The organism is Arthrobacter sp. NyZ413 (genome assembly GCF_049390645.1).
GTDB lineage: Bacteria > Actinomycetota > Actinomycetes > Actinomycetales > Micrococcaceae > Arthrobacter.
The window spans coordinates 773,813-792,932 of the sequence record NZ_CP155434.1; the positions used below are offsets into that span (position 1 = coordinate 773,813).

At 63.4% G+C, this 19,120-nt stretch carries 21 protein-coding genes; 10 read left to right on the forward strand and 11 right to left on the reverse strand.

Going from position 1 to position 19,120, the window contains the following annotated elements:
• Nucleotides 1-9 precede the first annotated feature (9 nt).
• Nucleotides 10-1,302: an ABC transporter substrate-binding protein gene (locus ABCW42_RS03670; protein ID WP_423183575.1), complete on the reverse strand. Its 1,293-nt coding sequence runs from the start codon at nt 1,300-1,302 to the stop codon at nt 10-12.
• A gap of 134 nt (nt 1,303-1,436) precedes the next feature.
• Here ABCW42_RS03670 and ABCW42_RS03675 point away from each other — a divergent pair, with 134 nt between their 5' ends.
• Together ABCW42_RS03675 and ABCW42_RS03680 are read left to right on the forward strand one after the other, a co-directional pair.
• Entirely contained in the window at nt 1,437-2,648 is a 1,212-nt protein-coding gene (locus ABCW42_RS03675; protein WP_423183576.1) for an ROK family protein, read from the forward strand.
• Between the two features lie 108 nt (nt 2,649-2,756).
• Complete coding sequence (locus ABCW42_RS03680; RefSeq protein WP_423183577.1) at nt 2,757-3,650, forward strand: helix-turn-helix transcriptional regulator; 894 nt, start codon at nt 2,757-2,759, stop codon at nt 3,648-3,650.
• Nucleotides 3,651-3,695: 45 nt separating this feature from the next.
• Here the strand turns inward: ABCW42_RS03680 and ABCW42_RS03685 are convergent, their stop codons facing one another.
• Nucleotides 3,696-4,964, reverse strand: a complete 1,269-nt coding sequence (locus tag ABCW42_RS03685) for an MFS transporter (protein WP_423183578.1) — start codon at nt 4,962-4,964, stop codon at nt 3,696-3,698.
• A 113-nt stretch (nt 4,965-5,077) separates the two neighbouring features.
• Here ABCW42_RS03685 and ABCW42_RS03690 point away from each other — a divergent pair, with 113 nt between their 5' ends.
• The 4 genes from ABCW42_RS03690 to ABCW42_RS03705 all read left to right on the forward strand — a co-directional run bounded on the left by ABCW42_RS03690 (nt 5,078) and on the right by ABCW42_RS03705 (nt 8,597).
• The gene (locus ABCW42_RS03690) at nt 5,078-5,800 is read left to right on the forward strand and encodes an SDR family NAD(P)-dependent oxidoreductase (protein WP_423183579.1); all 723 of its coding nucleotides are present in this window, start codon (nt 5,078-5,080) and stop codon (nt 5,798-5,800) included.
• A 132-nt stretch (nt 5,801-5,932) separates the two neighbouring features.
• Nucleotides 5,933-6,817 carry a dihydrodipicolinate synthase family protein gene (locus ABCW42_RS03695; RefSeq protein WP_423183580.1) on the forward strand — a complete coding sequence of 295 codons (885 nt, stop codon included), beginning with the start codon at nt 5,933-5,935 and terminating at the stop codon, nt 6,815-6,817.
• 117 nt (nt 6,818-6,934) lie between these two features.
• Nucleotides 6,935-7,510 (forward strand): NADPH-dependent F420 reductase, encoded by a 576-nt coding sequence (locus ABCW42_RS03700; protein ID WP_423183581.1) that lies wholly within the window; start codon nt 6,935-6,937, stop codon nt 7,508-7,510.
• A gap of 229 nt (nt 7,511-7,739) precedes the next feature.
• Complete coding sequence (locus tag ABCW42_RS03705; protein WP_423183582.1) at nt 7,740-8,597, forward strand: pentapeptide repeat-containing protein; 858 nt, start codon at nt 7,740-7,742, stop codon at nt 8,595-8,597.
• A 27-nt stretch (nt 8,598-8,624) separates the two neighbouring features.
• On the opposite strand, the gene ABCW42_RS03710 is transcribed toward ABCW42_RS03705, so the two are convergent.
• The 6 genes from ABCW42_RS03710 to ABCW42_RS03735 form a co-directional block, all read right to left on the reverse strand.
• Nucleotides 8,625-10,601: an amino acid transporter gene (locus ABCW42_RS03710; RefSeq protein WP_423183583.1), complete on the reverse strand. Its 1,977-nt coding sequence runs from the start codon at nt 10,599-10,601 to the stop codon at nt 8,625-8,627.
• A 55-nt stretch (nt 10,602-10,656) separates the two neighbouring features.
• The gene (locus tag ABCW42_RS03715; RefSeq protein ID WP_423183584.1) at nt 10,657-11,790 is read right to left on the reverse strand and encodes a glutathione-independent formaldehyde dehydrogenase; all 1,134 of its coding nucleotides are present in this window, start codon (nt 11,788-11,790) and stop codon (nt 10,657-10,659) included.
• Between the two features lie 212 nt (nt 11,791-12,002).
• A complete protein-coding gene (locus tag ABCW42_RS03720) occupies nt 12,003-13,193 on the reverse strand; it encodes an ABC transporter substrate-binding protein (RefSeq protein WP_423183585.1) in 1,191 nt (396 codons plus the stop codon).
• Nucleotides 13,194-13,396: 203 nt separating this feature from the next.
• Complete coding sequence (locus ABCW42_RS03725) at nt 13,397-13,816, reverse strand: thioesterase family protein (RefSeq protein WP_423183586.1); 420 nt, start codon at nt 13,814-13,816, stop codon at nt 13,397-13,399.
• Entirely contained in the window at nt 13,813-14,565 is a 753-nt protein-coding gene (locus tag ABCW42_RS03730; protein WP_423183587.1) for a class I SAM-dependent methyltransferase, read from the reverse strand. The genes ABCW42_RS03725 and ABCW42_RS03730 overlap by 4 nt, the downstream gene beginning before the upstream one ends.
• Nucleotides 14,558-15,043: a MarR family winged helix-turn-helix transcriptional regulator gene (locus tag ABCW42_RS03735; RefSeq protein ID WP_423183588.1), complete on the reverse strand. Its 486-nt coding sequence runs from the start codon at nt 15,041-15,043 to the stop codon at nt 14,558-14,560. Before ABCW42_RS03735 ends, ABCW42_RS03730 begins: the two co-directional genes overlap by 8 nt.
• A gap of 71 nt (nt 15,044-15,114) precedes the next feature.
• Between ABCW42_RS03735 and ABCW42_RS03740 the strand changes: the two genes are divergently transcribed.
• From ABCW42_RS03740 to ABCW42_RS03750, 3 genes are read left to right on the forward strand one after another with little or no spacing between them, the layout of a single operon-like run.
• Nucleotides 15,115-15,480 (forward strand): ArsR/SmtB family transcription factor, encoded by a 366-nt coding sequence (locus tag ABCW42_RS03740; RefSeq protein WP_423183589.1) that lies wholly within the window; start codon nt 15,115-15,117, stop codon nt 15,478-15,480.
• Nucleotides 15,477-16,565, forward strand: a complete 1,089-nt coding sequence (locus ABCW42_RS03745) for a cation diffusion facilitator family transporter (protein WP_423183590.1) — start codon at nt 15,477-15,479, stop codon at nt 16,563-16,565. The genes ABCW42_RS03740 and ABCW42_RS03745 overlap by 4 nt, the downstream gene beginning before the upstream one ends.
• A 50-nt stretch (nt 16,566-16,615) precedes the next feature.
• Nucleotides 16,616-16,906: an antibiotic biosynthesis monooxygenase family protein gene (locus ABCW42_RS03750; protein ID WP_423183591.1), complete on the forward strand. Its 291-nt coding sequence runs from the start codon at nt 16,616-16,618 to the stop codon at nt 16,904-16,906.
• Nucleotides 16,907-16,962: 56 nt separating this feature from the next.
• Here ABCW42_RS03750 and ABCW42_RS03755 read toward each other — a convergent pair whose 3' ends face one another.
• Nucleotides 16,963-18,135, reverse strand: a complete 1,173-nt coding sequence (locus ABCW42_RS03755; RefSeq protein WP_423183592.1) for a GGDEF domain-containing protein — start codon at nt 18,133-18,135, stop codon at nt 16,963-16,965.
• 30 nt (nt 18,136-18,165) lie between these two features.
• Nucleotides 18,166-18,333: a hypothetical protein gene (locus ABCW42_RS03760; RefSeq protein WP_423183593.1), complete on the reverse strand. Its 168-nt coding sequence runs from the start codon at nt 18,331-18,333 to the stop codon at nt 18,166-18,168.
• A gap of 90 nt (nt 18,334-18,423) precedes the next feature.
• Here ABCW42_RS03760 and ABCW42_RS03765 point away from each other — a divergent pair, with 90 nt between their 5' ends.
• Complete coding sequence (locus ABCW42_RS03765; protein ID WP_423183594.1) at nt 18,424-18,720, forward strand: hypothetical protein; 297 nt, start codon at nt 18,424-18,426, stop codon at nt 18,718-18,720.
• 121 nt (nt 18,721-18,841) lie between these two features.
• Here ABCW42_RS03765 and ABCW42_RS03770 read toward each other — a convergent pair whose 3' ends face one another.
• Complete coding sequence (locus ABCW42_RS03770; RefSeq protein ID WP_423183595.1) at nt 18,842-19,117, reverse strand: hypothetical protein; 276 nt, start codon at nt 19,115-19,117, stop codon at nt 18,842-18,844.
• Between the last annotated feature and the right edge of the window lie 3 nt (nt 19,118-19,120).

The following is a 19,120-nucleotide window of genomic DNA, read 5'->3' on the forward strand; positions in this document are numbered from 1 at the left end:
GGGAGCGGGTCAGACGTTGCGCAGGGCAAGGCGTGCCCAGTCGGCGTCCAAGGTCTTCAGGAGCGCGTCGGGCGCGCTGCCGAGTGCGATCGACTGGGCGTAGTTCGATACCGGAATTGACGCAGGAATGAGCTGCGAGGCACCCAGGTAAAACGCGCCGTCGTCGTAGTATTTCTGCATCCCGGCCAGGGCCGGGTTGCTTGCCGGCGGCGCATCCTTGCGGACGCCGAAGCCGTTGTTGTCCGCGTTGTACTTGTCGTTGATGTCCGGGCGCATGAGGAAGGACAGGAACTGGCGGGCCGCGTCCTTCTTCCGGGAGGCCTCGGGGATCCACAGGGCGAGGTCCACGTTTACGCGCACCTTCAGGTCGGCCGGGTCGTCGGTCACGGGCAGCGGGAAGGTACCCAGCTTCAGCGCCGGGGCGGTTTTGGCGATTTCATTCAGCGCCCACGGACCTTGCATGTACATCGCGGCCTTGCCCTGGGCGAACGCGAGGTTACCGTCGGCGTAGCCGCGGCTGGCGGCATCCTTGTTCGCAAACGCGGCCAACTGGAGCATGCGATCCATCGGGGCTTTGAAGTCCTTTTGAAAGGATGCCGCGGAGCCGGCGTTCAGGGACGTGCCCTCGTTGCCGAGAGCGGAAAAGAACCGCGGGACGTCCACCATGCCGCCGACGCTGTAGTCGAACATTCCTTGTCCGACCGTCCAGGTGTCCTTGATGGTGTTGTAGAAAGGCGCGATGTTGGCGCCCTGCAAGGTCTGGCAGATCTTCACGAGCTGCGGCCAGGTGGTCGGAACGGACAGTCCATGCTTGGCGAAGACGTCTTTGTTGTAGATGACGGATGCGGCCATCACGGAGTACGGGATGGCGCTGGTACGGCCGGGATACTGTGCGGTCTGGTCCACCAACGGCCACAGCTTGGGGTTGATCGACTTGGCCTCTTCCATGTCGGACAAGTCGCTGAGGGCGCCGTGTTTGACGAATTCCGCAACGGCAAAGTTGTAGTTCCAGCACCCCAGGTCCGGCGGCTGGTTGCGCACGAAGTCGGCAGACATGCTCGACGTCGAATCGCGGACCACGCGGACGGCGTCCTGGCTCTTGTGGAATTGCTCGATCACCCGGTCGAAGTACCCGATCACTTCGGGCTTGGACACATAGAACGTGATCTCCGTGGCCGCCGTCGACGACTGCGCCGGCGCGCAACCGTCAAGGGCGAAACCGGCCCCGAGAGCACCCGCTGCGAGCAGGAACGATCGTCTGCTCACACGCGGCTGCCCGCTCGTTTGGACTGCAAGCACCACATGGTCTCCTTTGACTTGGTTCACGCATCGCTGACCACGATGCGCCTCAAAACATAAATCCACGTAGTAAATAAAGGAACTAAATTTAGTACGTGGACTAAAGCTTGCATGAATGCCGGGGATAAGGTCAAGGAATGTTCCAAGATGACGCGGGGGCGTCGACGCAGCTGCTCAGGAAGATCAACATGGGCGCGGTGCTCCGCCACGCCCTCGAAGCGGAAACGTTCGTGGCCGCCGAGGCCATGGCGGCAACGGGCCTGACCCGCACCACGGTGCTGGGGCTGTGCGACGAACTGGTCGAACGGGGCTGGATCGAAGAGGTGGGCGATTCCCGCGAAGCCGGGCAGTACGTCAAGGGCCGGCCGGCCCGGCGGTACCGCCTGCGGAACGACGTCGGACACGTCGTCGGCGTCGATGCCGGTCAGCACACGGTGACGGCGGTCGTCTCGGACCTCCGCGGAACCATCCTGGCCCGGGCCACCCATGCCCTGGACAGCCAGGACGGTGCCGTCCGCCGGACGACTTTGCGCGCCGCCGTCGACGAGGCACTGGAACGGGCGGCCGTCCATCCTGCCGAGGTTTTCCTGACCGTCGTCGGAGTGCCCGCGCCCGTTGACGAAAACGGCCGCTCGCCCCGGAACAACGAGTTCTGGGACGACATGAATCCGGACTTCCCCACGGTGCTCGCCGACTGTGGACAAACGATCATTGACAACGACGCCAACCTCGCTGCGCTCGCCGAGCGGGCCCGCGGCACCGACGGCAAATCCTTCGCGACACTGCTCTCCGGGGAGCGCTTCGGCGCCGGCTTGGTCATCGACGGGATGCTCTTGCGGGGACCGCGCGGCGGTGCAGGTGAAATGCGCCTGCTGAACGTCGTCGAAGGCGTGGGCTCCACCGATGGCCTGGGCCTGCTGGGCAGGCAATGGGCAGTGGACGCGAGCCGTGCCGGCGCGCTGCCTTCGGGTTCGATTTTGGCCCGGATCCCCGTCGAACAGTTATCCGCCGAAACGGTGTTCAAAGCGGCGGCCGACGGCGACATCACCGCCCTTGGCATCGTCGACCGGTTGGGGGAGCGGTTGGCCCGCATCGCCCACGTCCTGGCAAGCCTCCTGGACGTCGACAAAGTCATCGTGGCCGGTGCGGTCGCAGCGACCCTCGAGCCGGTCCTGAGTAAGGCGGCAGCCGCCCTGGAAGATCACTTCGAGGCACCCATACCGGTACTGGCCGCCTCCACGCTGGGCGCCGACGGCGTCGTGCTGGGAGCGCTCGAATGCGGACTTTCAGCGGTGCGCGAGCAGCCGTTGTCCTTCGAACCGCGGCGGCGGGGACGGGCTGAGGCGTAAGCGAAATCGCCCGCGTCGATTCGAATCCGACTGGTGATCTCCAATGTGGCGCTGAGGGGGTACCGCGAGGGACTCCCTGGGGGAATGTTTCGCGTCTACCGTGAATGCATGGACAATCGAGCAGAGGTCCGGGATTTTCTGATCTCCCGCCGGGCCAAGGTCGCGCCGGCCCAAGTGGGACTGCCTGAAGGGATGAAGCGCCGGGTCGCTGGGTTGCGACGTGGCGAGGTCGCTTTTCTGGCCGGGATGAGTGTTGAGTACTACACGAAGCTGGAACGTGGTGCGATCAGCGGGGCGTCGCCGGAGGTCCTCGACAGTTTGGCAAAGGCTCTCCAGCTTGACGAGGCCGAACGCGACCACCTTTTCAACCTGGCCCATGCAGCTAGTCCGGTCGCTCGTCCACCGCGGCGGCGGAACCCGAAGTCCTGGTTGCCCCATCAGAGCCTGCAGTGGGCCTTGGACGCCGTAACGGCCGGGCCGGCCTTTGTCCGGAACGGTCGGATGGATCTGCTGGCCGGGAACCTCTTGGCCCGTGCATTTTACAAAGATGTCTACGACATGCCAGGAGAGCCGCCGAACATTGCCAGGCACATGTTCCTGGCTGAAAACGCCCATGACTTCTACCCGAATTGGGAAGTGTTCGCCGATATCACGGTCGCCATATTGCGGACCGAGGCAGCACGCGACCCCCGTAACAAGGACCTGCATGACCTGATCGGCGAGTTGAGCACCCGCAGTGACGAGTTCCGCCGTCGTTGGGGTTCGCACGATGTTCGCCAACACGGGGCTGGCTTCAAGACGTTTGCCCATCCCGTGGTGGGGGAGATGACGTTGGCCTACGAGGGCCTGGAGATGGCCGCTGAACCCGGTCTGACCCTGACGATCTACTCGGCGGAGCCGGGTTCGCCCTCCGCTGAGCGCATGCAACTGCTCGCCTCCTGGGCCGCCAGCGAATACGGAAGTGTTTCCGGCTATGGCGCGGCGATCTCGCGGACCGAATAGCGAGTGCCCTCGCGCGGTGGTAGCGGCATGCGCGGGCTGCGAGCCTCACGAGCGTGCGCGTCGGGTGGCCCGCGCTGTTCCGAGCGCGAGCAGTGACGCAATGAAGAGTATGCCGGCGCTGACCAGGAAGGTGGAGCGGTACCCGGCGGAGTCGAACAGCAGCCCGCCCAGCGTGGAGCCGAGGGCGATGCACGTCTGGATCACGGCGACCATCAACCCGCCTCCAGCCTCCGCATTGTGCGGCATCGCCTTGGCGACCCAACTCCACCAGCCGACGGGAGCCGCCGTCGAGAACAGGCCCCAGAGGCCCAAAATCACGACGACGGCGGCGACCACGCCGCCGAGGGGCACCATCGCTGCAGCCAGCGAGGCCATGAGGACCGGAATGACTATAAGTGTCCGGTACAGGCCCTTGACGAGGAAACGGCCTATCACCACCGTGCCCACGAAACCGGCGGCGCCAACAACGAGGAGCACCAGTGAGATCGTGGCGACGTCCACCCGTGTGACTGCTTCCAGGAACGGGCGGACATAGGTGAAGAGGGCAAACTGGCCCATGAAGAACGCACCGCAAGCCGCCATGCCCCACGAGATGGGAACGCTCTTGAGCGAGCCGAAAATGCTGAGGATGTTTCCGGGTTCGGCCGGCCGTGAAGCCGCCTTCATTGGTGGCAAGCTGATCCACTGCCAGAGGAGGACCAGCACGGCCACCGGAACCAAGCAGAAGAATGCTCCCCTCCAACCCATGACCGAACCAAGGTAGCTGCCCAACGGAGCGGCGAGCACGGAGGCCAAAGCGTTGCCTCCGTTGAAGATCGCCAACGCCCGGGGGACTTTGGAAGCGGGAACAAGGCGCATGGCCGTGGCGGCGGACATGGACCAGAATCCTCCGATGACCACGCCGATCAGCGCCCGGCCGATCATGAAGGGCACGTAGCCCGGTGCAACGGCGATCAGGGCACCTGAGACCACCATGACGCCGGTCAAGGCGAGCAGGAGCGCCTTGCGGTTCATGCCCCGGGTCAAGGTGGAGACGGAAAGGCTTGTCAGCACGGCGAACAGGCCGGATATCGAGATGCCCTGGCCGATCATTCCTTCGGAGACGCCGAGGTCGGCCGCCATCGGGGTGAGCAGGCTGACAGGCATGAATTCGGAGGCGATGAGCGCGAAGACACACAGCGACATGGCGTAGACGGCGCCCCAATGACCCGGGTGTTGTTCACGGTCCTGCTGTCCTTGGTCCGCGTCCGTGGCCGGTGTGGAAGTGTCCTGCGACATGGTGTCCTCTCGCTGCGATCTCTTCAGTTCATCCATCGGACCACGTTCGAAAGTGGTGAGGGAGTCCCGCTTGAAAGGGGTACCGGGGGGACTCCCTTGCCCGTGTAGTGCTGTCTAGGCTGGAGGGAAACCGCTCGCAAAGGGGAAACATGGCATTGATTCTTGTCACGGGAGCTTCCAGCGGGTTGGGGCGGGAGACCGCCGTCGCGCTCGCGGCGCAGGGGCACGACGTCGTCGGCCACGCCCGCAGCTCAGGATCCCAAGGCTCCCTGAAGGGTTTGGCGGAAGTCCTCTACGCGGACCTGGCGCGCTTGGACGAGACCCTGGAACTCGCGGCCCAGGCAAACGGCATCGGGGTTTTCGATGCCGTGATCCACAATGCCGGGGTGCTTTCCGGGGCGGAAGTCGCTGCCGTGAACATCGTGGCGCCGTACCTGCTCAGCACAGCGATGACGCGTCCGGGCCGCGTGGTTTTCCTCAGCAGTTCGATGCACCGCTCCGGCTCGTCAACCCCGCCGACGGCTGCCGCGCTCATGTCCGGACGGCTCCGCTACGAGGACAGCAAGCTGCAGGTCACGGCCTTCTCCATGGCGCTGGCGCGCTGGTGGCCCGAGGTGCTGGTCCATGCCGTAGATCCTGGCTGGGTTCCCACCCGCATGGGCGGACCTCATGCTCCGGACAGCCTTGAGGAGGGCCACCGGACGCAGGAATGGATCGCGACGGCGGACGCGGCCGAAATCTCGCCGCGCACCGGCGGCTACTGGCACCATCGCAGAACGCAGCGTCCACATCCTGCTGCAATGGACACTGAGTACCAAGACGCGCTGCTTGCGGCCTTGGCGGAGCACACGAGCAGGATCCTTCCGCTCTGAGCTGGAGATTCAGGCCGCGCCCGACCCCGTATCGATCAACCCGGCAATCACGTCCAAGGCCCGGGCTAGCATCAGAGCTGTAACCAATTCCTGACGTCCGTTACAGGGCGGCCAGATGAAAGCAGGCTTCTTGTGTTTGATGGACTTAGTGCCTTCCCGCTCACGCCGATGAACGGCGAGGACGTTGACCTCAAGGCTCTCGCGGGGCTCGTCTCGCGTGCAACCCTGGCCGGAGTCGACTCGTTGGGTGTCCTGGGATCCACCGGAAACTATGCCTACCTCTCCCGCGAAGAGCGACGGACCGTGCTCGAGGCGGCGATCGATTCGGCTGGCGACGTCCCGGTCCTCGTTGGGGTGGGGGCGGTCCGGACCCGTGACGTTTTGGCGCTGGCCGGAGATGCCCAGTCAGCCGGCGCTGCAGCTTTGCTTCTCGCTCCAGTCTCGTATCAGCGGCTGACTGACGACGAAGTCTTCGGCCTCTACGAATGTGTTGCCGCTGAGACCGATCTCCCCATAGTTGTCTACGACAACCCGGGGACCACCGGATTCACATTCTCAGACGACCTTCACGCCCGCATTGCCCGCATCCCAGGCATCGCATCGATCAAAATCCCGCCGCCGGCGGCGGACGTCTCCGCACGGATCGGGAAGCTGCGTGCGCGACTGCCGCAGGGCACTTCGCTGGGGATCAGCGGTGACTGGGTGGCCGCCGAAGCCCTCGCCGCTGGCTGTGACGTCTGGTATTCGGTCATTGGAGGGGTTCTTCCGATTCAGGCAAAGACCATCGTGGACCATGTTCGCGCGGGCCGCACCGGGGAGGCCCTTGCAGCGTCGCGGCGCCTGGAACCGCTCTGGACCCTGTTCAAGGCCTACGGCAGCCTCCGCGTCGTATCGGCCCTCGCCGAGGAGTTGGGACTCCTTTCGGCCTCGGCGCTGCCTTTGCCCTTGCGCGGCCTGGACAGCGAAGGGCGGGAAAAGCTCGCCAAGGCTATCCGCCAACTCGGACTTGAGGCTTGAAAATCGCCGTCGGATCGGGCGCGGCATCGTGCGAAATTAGTTGTTGCTTCAATGAAATCTCGGGAGTAGAATTTAGTTGAAGCATCAACCAATCCGCAGAGAAATGAGGAAACGATCATGACCGCAGTGAGTATTCTTGGGACGGGCAACATGGGAACCGCGATTGCCGGTGTTTTCGAGAAGGGCGGCAACGCCGTGCAGTTGCTTGGCAGCAAGGACACCGCCGTGCCGCTAAGTGGCGAAATCGTTGTCTTGGCCGTGCCTTACCCGGCGGTCGGCAAGGTGCTGTCCGAGCGTGGCGGGGAGCTGGGCGGCAAGATCGTCGTCGACATCACCAACCCGTTGAACTTCGAGACTTTCGATTCCCTCACTGTGCCGGCGGATTCCTCGGCTACAGCTGAGATCCAGGCTGCGCTTCCGGAGTCCCGCGTGGTGAAGGCGTTCAACACGACCTTGGCGGCGACCCTCGCTTCGGGCCAGGTCGGCGGCCAGCCGACCACTGTCCTGATCGCCGGGGACGACGCCGACGCGAAGTCCCGGGTTGCCGAGGCCATCACGTCGGGTGGGCTGAAGTCGATCGACGCCGGCGCGCTGCGCCGCGCCCGCGAGTTGGAGGCTCTTGGCTTCCTGCAGATCACCCTCGCCGCCGGCGAGAAGATCTCCTGGGCCGGCGGCTTCGCAGTCCAGGCCTGAGTCTTTCAACCGCGGCCGCTCGCGTTGACCTCGGGCCCTTCCGGGGTCAACGCCGACGGCGGGTATCCTGATCCCAGTGATACTTCCTTTTTCTCTGTGACCCAGAGCCTTTACAGCGATTCCAGTTCGCTCCCTGGGGGAGCGGTGATTCCGTGCGCCCGGGAGGGGAACTCCATCTGGAGCTCCCCACGGCACCGGCCCCACACAGAACCCACTCCTGGAAGATCGCATGCACACCTCATCAGCCAACCCTTCGCCTTCCCTCGACCGGCAATCCTTACGACCTGACTGCGGCAATTGCTTTGCACTCTGCTGCACGGCGTTCGGATTCACGCGATCGGCGGATTTCGCCCTCGACAAACCTTCGGGCACTCCATGCCGGAACCTTGCGCCGGACTTCTCCTGCACCATCCACGAGAGCCTTCGGCCGCGGGGATTTCGCGGCTGCACGGTCTTTGACTGCTTCGGGGCGGGCCAAAACGTCTCGCAAAAACTGTTCGCCGGAAACGGCTGGCTGGAATATCCGGAAACCAAAGACGGGATGTTCTCCGCATTCAAAGTCGCCCGGCAATTGCACGAAATGCTCTGGTATTTGATCGAAGCCCAAGAGCGAACTTTTGATCCCTACTCTTCGAGCCGTGCACTGAAGCCCAGGAAAATTATCGAGCAGGCACTCGACGGCGGCCTGGAGGCGTTGCTTTCACTTGATATCCAGGATCTCCACTCGCAGGTGAGGTCAACGCTGATGGAGATCAGTGACGAAGTCCGGGCTTCCTACTTCGCCGCGGGCGACGATCATTTGGAGCCTTGGCTGACGCCCGGTGCTGACCTGATGGGCAGGCAACTATCGTCCCGCCGCTTGTGCGGCGCGGATCTCCGAGGGGCTTACCTGATCGCGGCCGATCTACGCGGCAGCGACTTATCGGGAGCGGACCTGCTCGGCGCGGATTTGAGGGACGCGCGACTTGAAGGGGCGGACGTGTCGCAGGCCTTGTATGTGACGCAACCGCAGCTCAATTCCGCGAGGGGCAACAGTACGACCCTCCTTCCCGCGGGCTTGGTGATGCCGCCACACTGGGGCGCCTAGCGGGACTGTATCTAAAGCAGCACTGCGTCAGCCAACGTGGATGCCCGGCCGCAGGGCTTTGTCGCGTTCGGCCTCGCGAAGGATTTCGCGTACGAGCGGTGGGATGTCGCCTCGGCCCAGAAACAGATAACGCATGAGGTGGGCGATCGGGCTTCCCTCGGACCACTCGAAGTAGCAATGGGGTTTGGTGCGGGTCGAGTCGCGCAGGGCCAGCAGGACCGCTGCGATCGCGTTCGCGACTGCCGGGGATTTCACTCGGAGCACCCTGTAGCCTCCCACTTCGATACCTTCGACCCGGAGAGTGTGGCTGAAGTCCGACGGATCGGAGATTTCGACTTCCAGGAAGATGACGTCTGCCGCGCCCGGTACCGGGTTGAGGCCGCGCTGTTCGAATTCCTTGTCGGCATATTCGGTCTTGTCGCCTGCCTGCTTCTTGTTGGCGATGACGTGGAGCCGGCCGTCGAAGGCAATCGACTCGGTGATGAACTCCCTGGCCGCTTCGTCAAATTCGATCGTGTCCACCCGCAGCTCAGTGGTCCGGGTGATCCGTGATATCAGTGAGACCGCGATGATCCCTGCAATGAAGAACGCGGAGATGAGGATACCATCGGGTTTTTCGATGACGTTGGCGGCCAAAGCGTAGAGGAGGATGAGGGTCAGGCAGCTGAAGCCCACGACGCCGATCCGTCGCCGCCGTCGGACAGCTGAGACTGTGACCGCGACGGCTCCCGAGACCATCATCGCCAGGATCCCGGTTGCGTAGGCGCCCGCCTGGGCATTGACGTCGGCGTTGAAGGCGATGGTGATGCCGACGCTCACCAGCGTGTAGACCAGAACGACCGGCCGGACTGCACGCCCCCACTCCGGCGCCATCCCGTAGGCGGGCAAATACCGTGGCACGATGTTGATCAGTCCGGCCATCGCGGACGCGCCGGCAAACCAAAGGATCAGTGCGCTGGAGATGTCGTAGACGGTACCGAATGCGGGACCGAACAACTGGTGGGCAAGATACGCCAAGGCGCGTCCGTTGGCCTGGCCCCCGTCCTGGAATTCCCTGGTGGGAATCATGATCGTAGTCAGGAAGCTGGTTGAGATGAGGTAAACGCTCATGATGAGCGCCGCCGTCGTGAGCAGTTTGCGGGTGTTTCCGATCCGGGAAGCGAGCCGGTCCCGCGGCGTTGTTCCCGATGCCTTGATCAAAGGCATCATGGAGACCCCCGTCTCGAAGCCGGACAGGCCGAGTACCAGCAAGGGAAATGCGATGACCGCGGGGCTGATCAGCCCCACGGGGCCGCCTCCGTTGGCGAGGAGGCGGTCCGTCCATCCCGCAACCAAGGACGGGTCAGCTGCCACGCGAGTGAATCCCGCAACCACGACGGCGGCGTTCAGCAGTAGGTAGATGCTCACCAACGGGATCGCAACGCCCACTGCTTCGTTGAACCCGAGCAGGAAGACACCGCCCAGGATCAGCAGCAGGACCACGGTCATGATGAGCGCGCCACCTTTGAGTGCTTCGGGGATCAAAGGGTTCTCCAGGAGATGGACGGTCGCGTCAGCGCCGGAGAGCGTGATGGTGATGATCCAGGAAGTGGCTACAAAGCCCAGAAGCAGAAGGACGAAGAACTTTCCGCGCCAGAACGGCAACAACTTCTCCAGCATGGCCACCGACCCCTGGCCTTGCGGGCTCTCCTGCGCGACTCTGCGGTACATCGGCAGCATGCCCAGCAGGGTAAGGGCGACAATCAGCAAGGTAGCCAGGGGCGATAGCGCCCCGGCGGCCAGGGCGGCGATACCGGGCAGGTAAGACAGCGTGGAGAAGTAGTCGACGCCCGTCAGGCACATCACCTTCCACCACGCGTTGGGTTTGTGCGTCTCCTTGGCTTCCGGGCCGACGGGAGCAACTTGGTGGGCGAGCAGCCACTTTACCAACGGCTTATGGGCCGGCGTCGCGGTTCGCTTCAGCTCAACCCGGGCCGGAACAGCATGTTCAGAAGGTGCCGTCATGAGTGTTTTGCATTCCTAACTCCTCGCCGATGCCAACAGGGCGGTGGTTTAGGGTTTACGGTTTGAGGAGGACCTTCGTGTAACCGTCCTCGCGCTTGTCGAATTTCTCGTACGCGGCGGGGGCTTCGGCCAAAGGCACCTCGTGGGAGACGATCCACGAGGGGTTCGCCTTACCGCGGATGATCAGGTCGCGGAGTTCGCGGTTGTATTTCTTGACCGGACACTGGCCCCCGATCAGGCTGATTCCCTTGGTGAAGGCTTCGCCGTAGTTGAAAGCGATCCGGCCTTCCTTTGCCTCTTCGGTGGCTGCGCCGGGATCCTCGGGGACATAAACGCCTACGACGCCGATGTGCCCGGTTGCGCGGACCACCTTGACGAGGTTGTCGAGCACCATTTCAGGATGTTCCTGTCCGGTGTGGTCATGCGCTTGGTATCCGACTGCCTCGATTCCGCAATCGGCGCCGAATCCGTCGGTACCCTCCATGATTGCCTCCGCTGGGTCCGTGTCCGCGAAGTTGATGGGAGTCGCCCCGATCTGGCTGGCCAGCGCGAGCCGATCAGGTTCCTTGTCCACGACGAACACCTGGGACGCCCCTTTGATGAAGGAGCTGTGGGCGGCCATGAGCCCGACTGGTCCGGCGCCAAATACGACGACGGACTTCCCGGGTGCTACCAAGGCCGACTCGGCTCCGTGATAGCCAGTGGGGAAGATATCGGAAAGCATGGCGAAATCGTTCTCGTTTTCGGTGCCTTCGGGAAGTTCGAGGAGGTTGAAGTCAGCCCAGGGCACCCTGAGGAATTCGGCTTGTCCGCCCCAGTACGGTCCCATTTTCGGGTAGCCGTATCCAGCTCCGGGTTGTCCTGAGGGATTGGCCCGCAAGCAAGCAGAGGTGTAGCCGTTATTGCAGTTCCGGCAAGTTCCGCAGGCCAGGTTGAACGGCACGGAAACCCTGTCTCCCACTTTGACCCGTCCCACGGCCGAACCGACTTCTTCAACGATTCCCATGTTTTCGTGGCCCAGCACCATTCCGGAGTCCAGGGCGGCGCGGCCTTCATAAGGGTGCAAGTCCGAACCACAGATGTTCGCTGTGGTGATTCGGACAATGGCTTCGAGCGGTCCTTCGATCTTGGGGTCCGGCACGTCCTCGACGGCCAGTTCGTACGGTGCTTTGAATACAACTGCTTTCATTACCGTTCCCTCCATACTTGCGACCGCGGCTGCCCGGCGGCAAAGTTGGGCAAGCGCGGCTCCGCAAATTAGTAAGTAGGCTTAGTTTATCATCCGCGTGGCTGCCGCCTCCTGTGAATCGGGGTTGGGGGAGCGTGAATCGGGGCTGGGGGAGCGCAAAAACCCGGTGCCTGGACCGTCTGGTCCGTGCACCGGGCTGTTTTGATTGCGGACTACTCCTGGCCGAGTCCGCCGGCCGAGATTTTCTGGCCGGTTATGGTGTTGAGGGCGCGGAGGTCGAAGATTCCGTTGATGTCGGCCTGTTTGGTGACCCCGGCATCCACCCCGTCCTGCAGGAGTTTCTTGTAGGTCCCGGCCAACGGATCCACGGTGAAGGTGATGTTCGCCAGGGACCGGTCGATCACATCCGCCGGCAGGGCGGATCCCGCAGTGGCCTTCAACGCCGCGTTGATCGTGCTGGCCTTCTCCGCCGCCGGGGCACTGTTCAGCCAGTCCACCGCCGCCTTGTTCCCCCGCAGCAACGCCGCCACCGTCTCGGGGTGCTCCGCGGCGAACTTCTTGCTCACGATCAGGATCGTCGTCGGGAACCGGCCCTGATCCCAAAGACTCTTTTCGTCCACGAGCACCTTCGCCCCGGCCTGCAGCACCAACCGCGAGGCCCACGGCTCGGGCAACCACGCGCCGTCGAGCTTGCCGTCCTGGAACAACTTCAACGTCTGCGCGTTCTCGGTCGGGTTGATCGCCACATCCCCGCCACCGGCCGCACTGACCTTCAACCCCTGCCTGCCCAGCCAGGCACGCAACGCCACATCCTGCGTCCCGCCCAACTGCGGCGACGCCAGCGTCTTGCCCTTCAAATCCGCCGCCGAATTGATCCCCGGCTTCACCACCAACTGCGCCCCGCCCGACGCCGCACCGGCAATGACGCTGATCGAGGCGCCCTTGCTCTGCACGAACGAGTTGATCGCCGGGTTCGGGCCCAGGTACGCGGCATCGATCGCGCCGGCATTCAACGCCTCGATCGCCGCCGGACCGGCGTTGAAAATCTGCGTGGACAGCTTCGTGGCACCCAGTTCCTTCGCGATCAGGCCCTTGCTCACCCCGACCAGGGCCGGGGCGTGGGTGACATTGCCGAAATAACCCAGCTTGAGTTCCGCCGCGGGCGAGGTCGACGCCGCCGCCGCGGCCGGCTGGGCCTCATTGTTCTTCGCAACCACGGACGCCACGGCAGCACCGCCGCCCACCAGCACCACCAGACCGGCAGCAACACCAATCTGAAGCGCACGACGACGGGACGGCCTACCACCGTCACCAGCAACAATCCTTGTGGTCGAGTTCTCGTTAGGGGATGACACGGGAGTATTCCTTCGGGGATGGGCGTGCCTGAAATGCTTTCCAGGCATGCGAACGGAGAGAGCTTTGGGGGTGTAGAGGAGCATCCACCGGGTCCGGACTCCGTGGATGGATTGAGATTACGGAGACCCCATGCCAGGAGACAACGGGAGGCGACACGGCGGGTAACCGTGGGACGTCCGCCTTCATGTGTCGACTTGCTGCGTCATTCAAGGACCAAGTCCGTCAACTTTTTGACGCGATTCCCGGCAGATCAGCCGAGCGCTTTCCTGCTCACGCGGGACATGAAGCGCCCGGTGTTGATGATTACGCGCTGATGGTTTCCTTCGCCGATGAGACCTTCTTCGTCGAGGCAGAAGACCCTGAAGTGGAGCGTGTGGGCTTCGACGCTGACGAGTTCGACGGTGGCGGCGATTTCCATCCCGACGGGCGTCGCCGCCACGTGGCTGATGTCCACGTGGGTCCCCACCGTGTGCTCGCCTTCGCCGAGGAAAGGCCGGAGTGCCTCGACGCACGTCTGTTCGATGAAGCCGACCATCATGGCCGTGGCGAAGACCGGGGGCATGTCGGCAAAGCCGGGCCAGCGAGGCTCCACTGCCGGCACGGTATGGCGCTCCTCGACGGTCATGTATTCGGTGTGCTTCAGCCCGACCGCCAGTTCCGTGGCGCTCATATCGTTCCCACTCTCGTATTGATTGGCCAGCAGACCCGGCGGGAGCCTTCGGGGTCTCCCCACAGCCCGGAAAGGTCGCCGGCGAAGGTGTGCAGAATGTCCTCGCGGCCCGCTTCCTTCACGACCCGGACGGCCGACCAGGTAGAGATGTAGCCCAGCAGTTCGGAAAGCGTCAGGTGCTTTTCCATGTTGATCGGGGCGAGGGTGGTTTCCTCGAACGGGAAGTCGATGGTGCGGTAACCGTCGTCGACCAGTTTGCGCTCAGCCGGCCAATAAGGCCCGATTTCCTGCGTGTAGAAAGCCTGGAAGCGGCCGTCCAGGTCGTCGTCGAGACTCATCACGCCGTAGCTGATCAAGGCGAGGATGGCGCCCGGCGCCGCGATCCGGCGGACCTCCTTGTAGAAGGCGGGAAGGTCGAACCAGTGCGCCGCCTGCGCCGCGGTAATCAAGGCGGCGGTGTTGTCCCCGACCGGCAGGTTCTCGGCGGGTGCGCCGACGTACTGCACGTTGGGCAGCGCGCTCGCGCTTGCGAGCTGGTCCGCGCTGGAATCGACGCCGACGACGGTCCGGAACCACGGTGCGAGCAGCGACGTGAGCTGTCCCGTGCCGCAGCCGACGTCGACGGCCAGTTCTTTGGAGGGTGCGAGGGATGCCAGGTCCGTAGCGAGCCGGGGCGGATATTCGGGCCGGAAACGGGCATAGTTGCCGCCACCTGTCGTGAACCAGTTTTTCGCTGCATGGTTATCCATGAACGGCCTCGATTCGTGCGTCGTTTGCGGCTGCCAAGCGTGGTCCGAATCCTTGGCGGTCCAGCGCGTTTGCTGTCTCTTGCAGGACCGTCAAGAGCGGATAGCCGATTTCCTTCTCAAGTTCGCCGATGGCGGTGAACGTCGCTTCCCACTGCGGTTCAAGCGCACGCGCCAATTCTCGGCCGTCCCGCGTGAGGCGGAGGCCACTCTTTCTGCCGTCGGATACGCCGTACCGTTCCACAAGCCCCGCGCCACCCATGAGCTTCACCGTCTGGCTGACCGCTCCTTGCGTCAGTCGGGTCTGCTTCGTCACGTCAGTGACGGTTTCGGCCCCGGCGGCCAACGCGCGCATGACCGGTGTGAATCGAGGGCGGTACTCGAGGCCCATTCGCCTGTACTGTTCTTCCGCTCCCTGCTCCACCAATTCGGCGACGTATCGCAGCAGCTCGCCTAGTCCTGGTCGTTGAAGGTGTTTCATGCGATCGATTTTACATTAGCGCTAATGTAACGCGAAGGGCGGGTTCTGTATGCATGTGTAATAATATTCGCATGAATGCAGATAAGGCTTGCAGATTGAGCGTCGACAGTGAGTATGTCGAGCTGGCCGTGGAGGTTTTCGCGATGCTTGCCGAAGCGACGCGGGTCCGATTGATCCTGGCGTTGCGCGACGGCGAGATGTCCGTGAATGAACTTGCGGAGACGGTAGCGAAGCCCCAGTCCGCTGTGTCGCAGCACTTGGCGAAGATGCGGATGGCCCGGATGGTCTCCACTCGGCACGAAGGCACCCGCGTGTTTTACCGCCTGGAAAATGAACACGCCCGTCAACTTGTAGCCGATGCTATTTTCCAGGCCGAGCACACTCTTGGCGGCACGCCCCGCCACCACCACGCACAAGCCGAAGGCGGCGCAGCATGAAGCACACGGGTGAGAACACGGAGGGTCACGTGGTCGACACTCATGAGCACGACCACGACCACGAGCACGAGCACGAGCATGACCACGAGCATGACCACGATGGGCATTCCCACGGGCATCACCATCATGACCACCACGGCCACGACCACGAGCACCCCGGGGGCCTGAGGGGCTTCCTTCATGGTTTGTTCGTCCCGCACAGCCATGATGCTGCTGATTCGGTTGACGAAGCGATGGAGTCCTCAGCCCAGGGCATCCGGGCGTTGAAGATTTCCTTGGCTGTCCTGGCTGTGACGTCGTTGTTGCAGCTGGCGGTTTTCTTGTTCAGTGGCTCGGTGGCCCTTCTTGCCGATACCATCCACAATTTCTCCGATGCCTTGACGGCGGTCCCGTTGTGGGTGGCGTTTGTCCTGAGTCGTCGTGCCGCCACCCGGACGTATAACTACGGGTTCGGGCGTGCCGAGGATCTGGCCGGATTGTTCATCGTCGCGATGGTGGCATTGTCGGCTGTGGTAGCCGCAGTCGAATCCGTGATCCGCATTTTCCAGCCACAGCCTTTGGCGAACCTAGGCTGGGTCCTCGCTGCCGGCCTGATTGGCTTTGCCGGTAACGAGATCGTGGCGGTTTACCGGATCAGGGTCGGCAAGGAGATCGGTTCGGCGGCGCTGGTAGCCGACGGTGTCCATGCCCGGACCGACGGATTCACCTCGCTGGCCGTCGTCGTCGGCGTGATCGGCGTCTGGCTGGGGTTCCCGCTGGCGGATCCGATCATCGGCATCCTGATCTCGATCACGATTTTCGTCCTCTTGTGGGGCACTGTCAGGGACATCGGACGGCGGCTGCTGGACGGCGTCGACCCCTACCTGCTGGAACGGACAGAGGCGGCGATTGCGGCGGTGGCGCCCGCGGGCTCCACCGCGCGGCTTCGCTGGACCGGCCACCGCCTCCACGTTGAGGTCGCTGCCCCGGCCGATCCGGGCTGGACCATGACGGAGTTTGCCGGAATGACTCGTTCCGTCGAGGAAGCTGTGCGGACGAGAATCCGCAACGTTGGAACGGTCCTTGTGGTCGCCCGCCAACCCTGATTTGTTTAGGAGTGCGTGCACTCACCAACCAACCTACGAAAAGGAACAACATGTCTGTTGTGAAGATCAACGCCATCCACGTGCCGGAAGGCAAAGGCCCCGAACTTGAGCAGCGCTTCGCAGCCCGGGCACACGCCGTCGACGGTCAACCCGGATTCGAAGGGTTCCAGCTCCTTCGCCCGGTCAAGGGCGAGGACCGCTACTTCGTCGTCACTACCTGGGCTACCGAAGAGGACTTCCAGAATTGGCGGAACGGACGGGCAAACGAACAGCACGGCGGCGACAGGTCTCCCGTGGCAACCGGGGCCGACCTGCTCGAGTTCGAAACTGTCGATTTGTAAGCGGGCACTGACTGCCCACGGCAAGCACCGATAGTTCTCCGGGCGCCCCGGGAACCTCAGGAGGCAGTTGGTGTCTCGAGCATAGGCGTGTCAGCGCAGACGGCCTGGTTCCGGCCGCGGGATTTAGCTTCGTACAGCGCGTTGTCCGCAGCCGCAATCATCCCGGCAAGGTCGGTACTGTCCGCAGCTAAGCTGGCGGCGATGCCGTAGCTGGCAGTGGGGTAGTGGACGCCTTCGGATGGTTCCGCGAGTGCCATCCGACGGCTGATTTCCGAGGCAACGGCCTTGGCGCTTTCCGGGCCCGCCCCGGGAAGCAGGATGAGGAATTCTTCGCCGCCATACCGTCCCACAAAGTCCGTGCGGCGTACCGAAGCGCGGCATGCCCCGGCGAATGCTTGCAGCGCGGCATCGCCGGCGGCATGGCCGTGGCTATCGTTGAGTGCTTTGAAGTGATCCAGGTCTGCAAGGATCACGGTGGAGACCGTTTCAGTGGCGCGGATTCGGGTGAGTTCCCGGTCTGCCAGGTCCATGAAGGCTTGACGGTTCAGCAGCCCGGTCAGGCTGTCCCGCGTGGCGCGTTCGTTGAGCGCGCGGATGAGTTGTTCGTTGCTTAGGGACACCATGCTGAAAGACGCGATGACCAGAAGCACCAAAGTGACCAGGCTGGTGGTCGCCGGACTGAGATAGGTGCGCAAAGCGGTCCCACCCGGTCCCTCGAACAAGTAGGCGACGGCCCGGCAGAAGAAATACCCGCCCAGGCCGGCTGCGGCCAGCGCCAAGGAACTGCGCGTACGCGAACTTGAGGACTTCATCCGCCACAGGTCAATTGCTGCCAGGCCCATGCCCGTGGACATCAAGGCCAAGTACATGAGGCCACCGGCCCAGATGTTCGTGCCCGGGTTCTCAAGCGCCGCGGCCAACGCCGTCGCGGCCGGCGCCGCCCAGAGCTGCCATGACGGAGCCGGAAGGAGCCTCAAGGATCGTGAACCGGCCCAGACGCTGAACGCCCCGGCGACGAGCGAAGCGTTCCCGAGCGGTCCTGCCCAGACTTGGGACGGTGTGCCATCCAGCAAGTAGGCCAGGTTCCCGGCCAGGAGGAAAGCGATGGCAAGGCACCACCAGCCGCTGTAAGGGGCCCGCGAACGGCGGTACGAGTCGAAGAACAACAGGCACAGGATCAATGCCGCAACGCCAAGCATCACTTCCATGCTGGCCGGATCAAGACCCATGTTCGCTCTTTCTCGAGGGGTGAGAACAGATTACGGCACGGCCGGCCGGCTGGCGCGCAAACAGGGGATGTAAAGTCCCAGCTCGCCGTCGTCGAAGTCCTCGCCGGCACGGATAACGACGGCGGCTGCCGCGGTTTCGAGCCGGAACCGCACCTTGCCCGCGTGGATAGTCCGCAGGCTCAATAGCCACATTTCCATCGTTGTTGTCCTTCAATCTCTGTGGCCACAGGAGTATTCTGTACGGAATTCGGTTTGAGGGGACCATACAGAAAGGTGGTGTCCGCGAGCGTGAGCCTCAAGGACGAGTGGGATCGGCTCGGTTCCGAGACCCGGACATGGCTTTTGGAAAATCCGGCTTGCCTGCTTTTGCCTTCCGATATGTCGGCGAAGGTCAAAGCGGATCCGCATTTCGACGTCGAGCTTGATGCGAACGGACAAGTTGTCCTGTCCCGGGAAGACCTCGACTTCATCAGGGAGAAGGCCGAAGCTGCAGGGACAATCCACGCCCCCGAGGGGGAGTATCAGTTCTTCGACACCGCTTCCATACCTGTCATCCGCAGTGCAACGTCACCGCATAGGACTTAGCAGCGATTTTGGTCTGGGAATCGCCACCCTGCGCTCCGATCTGCGGATTCTCTGGGCGACTCCCGGGGTGCCGAGCCGCCTCGCAACGAGTATGCGAATAGCGGCCTTAGCTTTGATGGATTCAGTCCTGGGCGTTTTTCCTTCTGGAAGCCGAGCGCTTGCTGCGAAGCCAACCGAAGATGTAGCCAATGCCGAACAGGACGAACAGAACCCCGATAGCGATGCGCCAAGGTACCGTCGGGCCGCTCGCCACCACATCGATCAGCCATACGATGCCGACGGCGAGCCAGACGAAACCCAGGAAGGCGAACAGCTTCCGCCGAGGCCTCGGTGCGGGCAATTTAGATCGTGTCGGCTCACCGGCGCCGGTGTCGTCGGAATGTGAATCCTCTGGCATTCG

Excerpts from the sequence above, each read along its gene's own strand:
- ABCW42_RS03720 (WP_423183585.1), bottom strand. The coding sequence starts at position 13,193 with ATGCCTGGAAAGCATTTCAGGCACGCCCATCCCCGAAGGAATACTCCC.
- ABCW42_RS03740 (WP_423183589.1), top strand. The coding sequence starts at position 15,115 with ATGAATGCAGATAAGGCTTGCAGATTGAGCGTCGACAGTGAGTATGTC.
- ABCW42_RS03680 (WP_423183577.1), top strand. The coding sequence starts at position 2,757 with ATGGACAATCGAGCAGAGGTCCGGGATTTTCTGATCTCCCGCCGGGCC.
- ABCW42_RS03690 (WP_423183579.1), top strand. The coding sequence starts at position 5,078 with ATGGCATTGATTCTTGTCACGGGAGCTTCCAGCGGGTTGGGGCGGGAG.
- ABCW42_RS03755 (WP_423183592.1), bottom strand. The coding sequence starts at position 18,135 with ATGGGTCTTGATCCGGCCAGCATGGAAGTGATGCTTGGCGTTGCGGCA.
- ABCW42_RS03745 (WP_423183590.1), top strand. The coding sequence starts at position 15,477 with ATGAAGCACACGGGTGAGAACACGGAGGGTCACGTGGTCGACACTCAT.
- ABCW42_RS03685 (WP_423183578.1), bottom strand. The coding sequence starts at position 4,964 with ATGGATGAACTGAAGAGATCGCAGCGAGAGGACACCATGTCGCAGGAC.
- ABCW42_RS03710 (WP_423183583.1), bottom strand. The coding sequence starts at position 10,601 with ATGACGGCACCTTCTGAACATGCTGTTCCGGCCCGGGTTGAGCTGAAG.
- ABCW42_RS03700 (WP_423183581.1), top strand. The coding sequence starts at position 6,935 with ATGACCGCAGTGAGTATTCTTGGGACGGGCAACATGGGAACCGCGATT.
- ABCW42_RS03675 (WP_423183576.1), top strand. The coding sequence starts at position 1,437 with ATGTTCCAAGATGACGCGGGGGCGTCGACGCAGCTGCTCAGGAAGATC.
- ABCW42_RS03725 (WP_423183586.1), bottom strand. The coding sequence starts at position 13,816 with ATGAGCGCCACGGAACTGGCGGTCGGGCTGAAGCACACCGAATACATG.
- ABCW42_RS03715 (WP_423183584.1), bottom strand. The coding sequence starts at position 11,790 with ATGAAAGCAGTTGTATTCAAAGCACCGTACGAACTGGCCGTCGAGGAC.
- ABCW42_RS03760 (WP_423183593.1), bottom strand. The coding sequence starts at position 18,333 with ATGGAAATGTGGCTATTGAGCCTGCGGACTATCCACGCGGGCAAGGTG.
- ABCW42_RS03770 (WP_423183595.1), bottom strand. The coding sequence starts at position 19,117 with ATGCCAGAGGATTCACATTCCGACGACACCGGCGCCGGTGAGCCGACA.
- ABCW42_RS03750 (WP_423183591.1), top strand. The coding sequence starts at position 16,616 with ATGTCTGTTGTGAAGATCAACGCCATCCACGTGCCGGAAGGCAAAGGC.
- ABCW42_RS03735 (WP_423183588.1), bottom strand. The coding sequence starts at position 15,043 with ATGAAACACCTTCAACGACCAGGACTAGGCGAGCTGCTGCGATACGTC.
- ABCW42_RS03705 (WP_423183582.1), top strand. The coding sequence starts at position 7,740 with ATGCACACCTCATCAGCCAACCCTTCGCCTTCCCTCGACCGGCAATCC.
- ABCW42_RS03730 (WP_423183587.1), bottom strand. The coding sequence starts at position 14,565 with ATGGATAACCATGCAGCGAAAAACTGGTTCACGACAGGTGGCGGCAAC.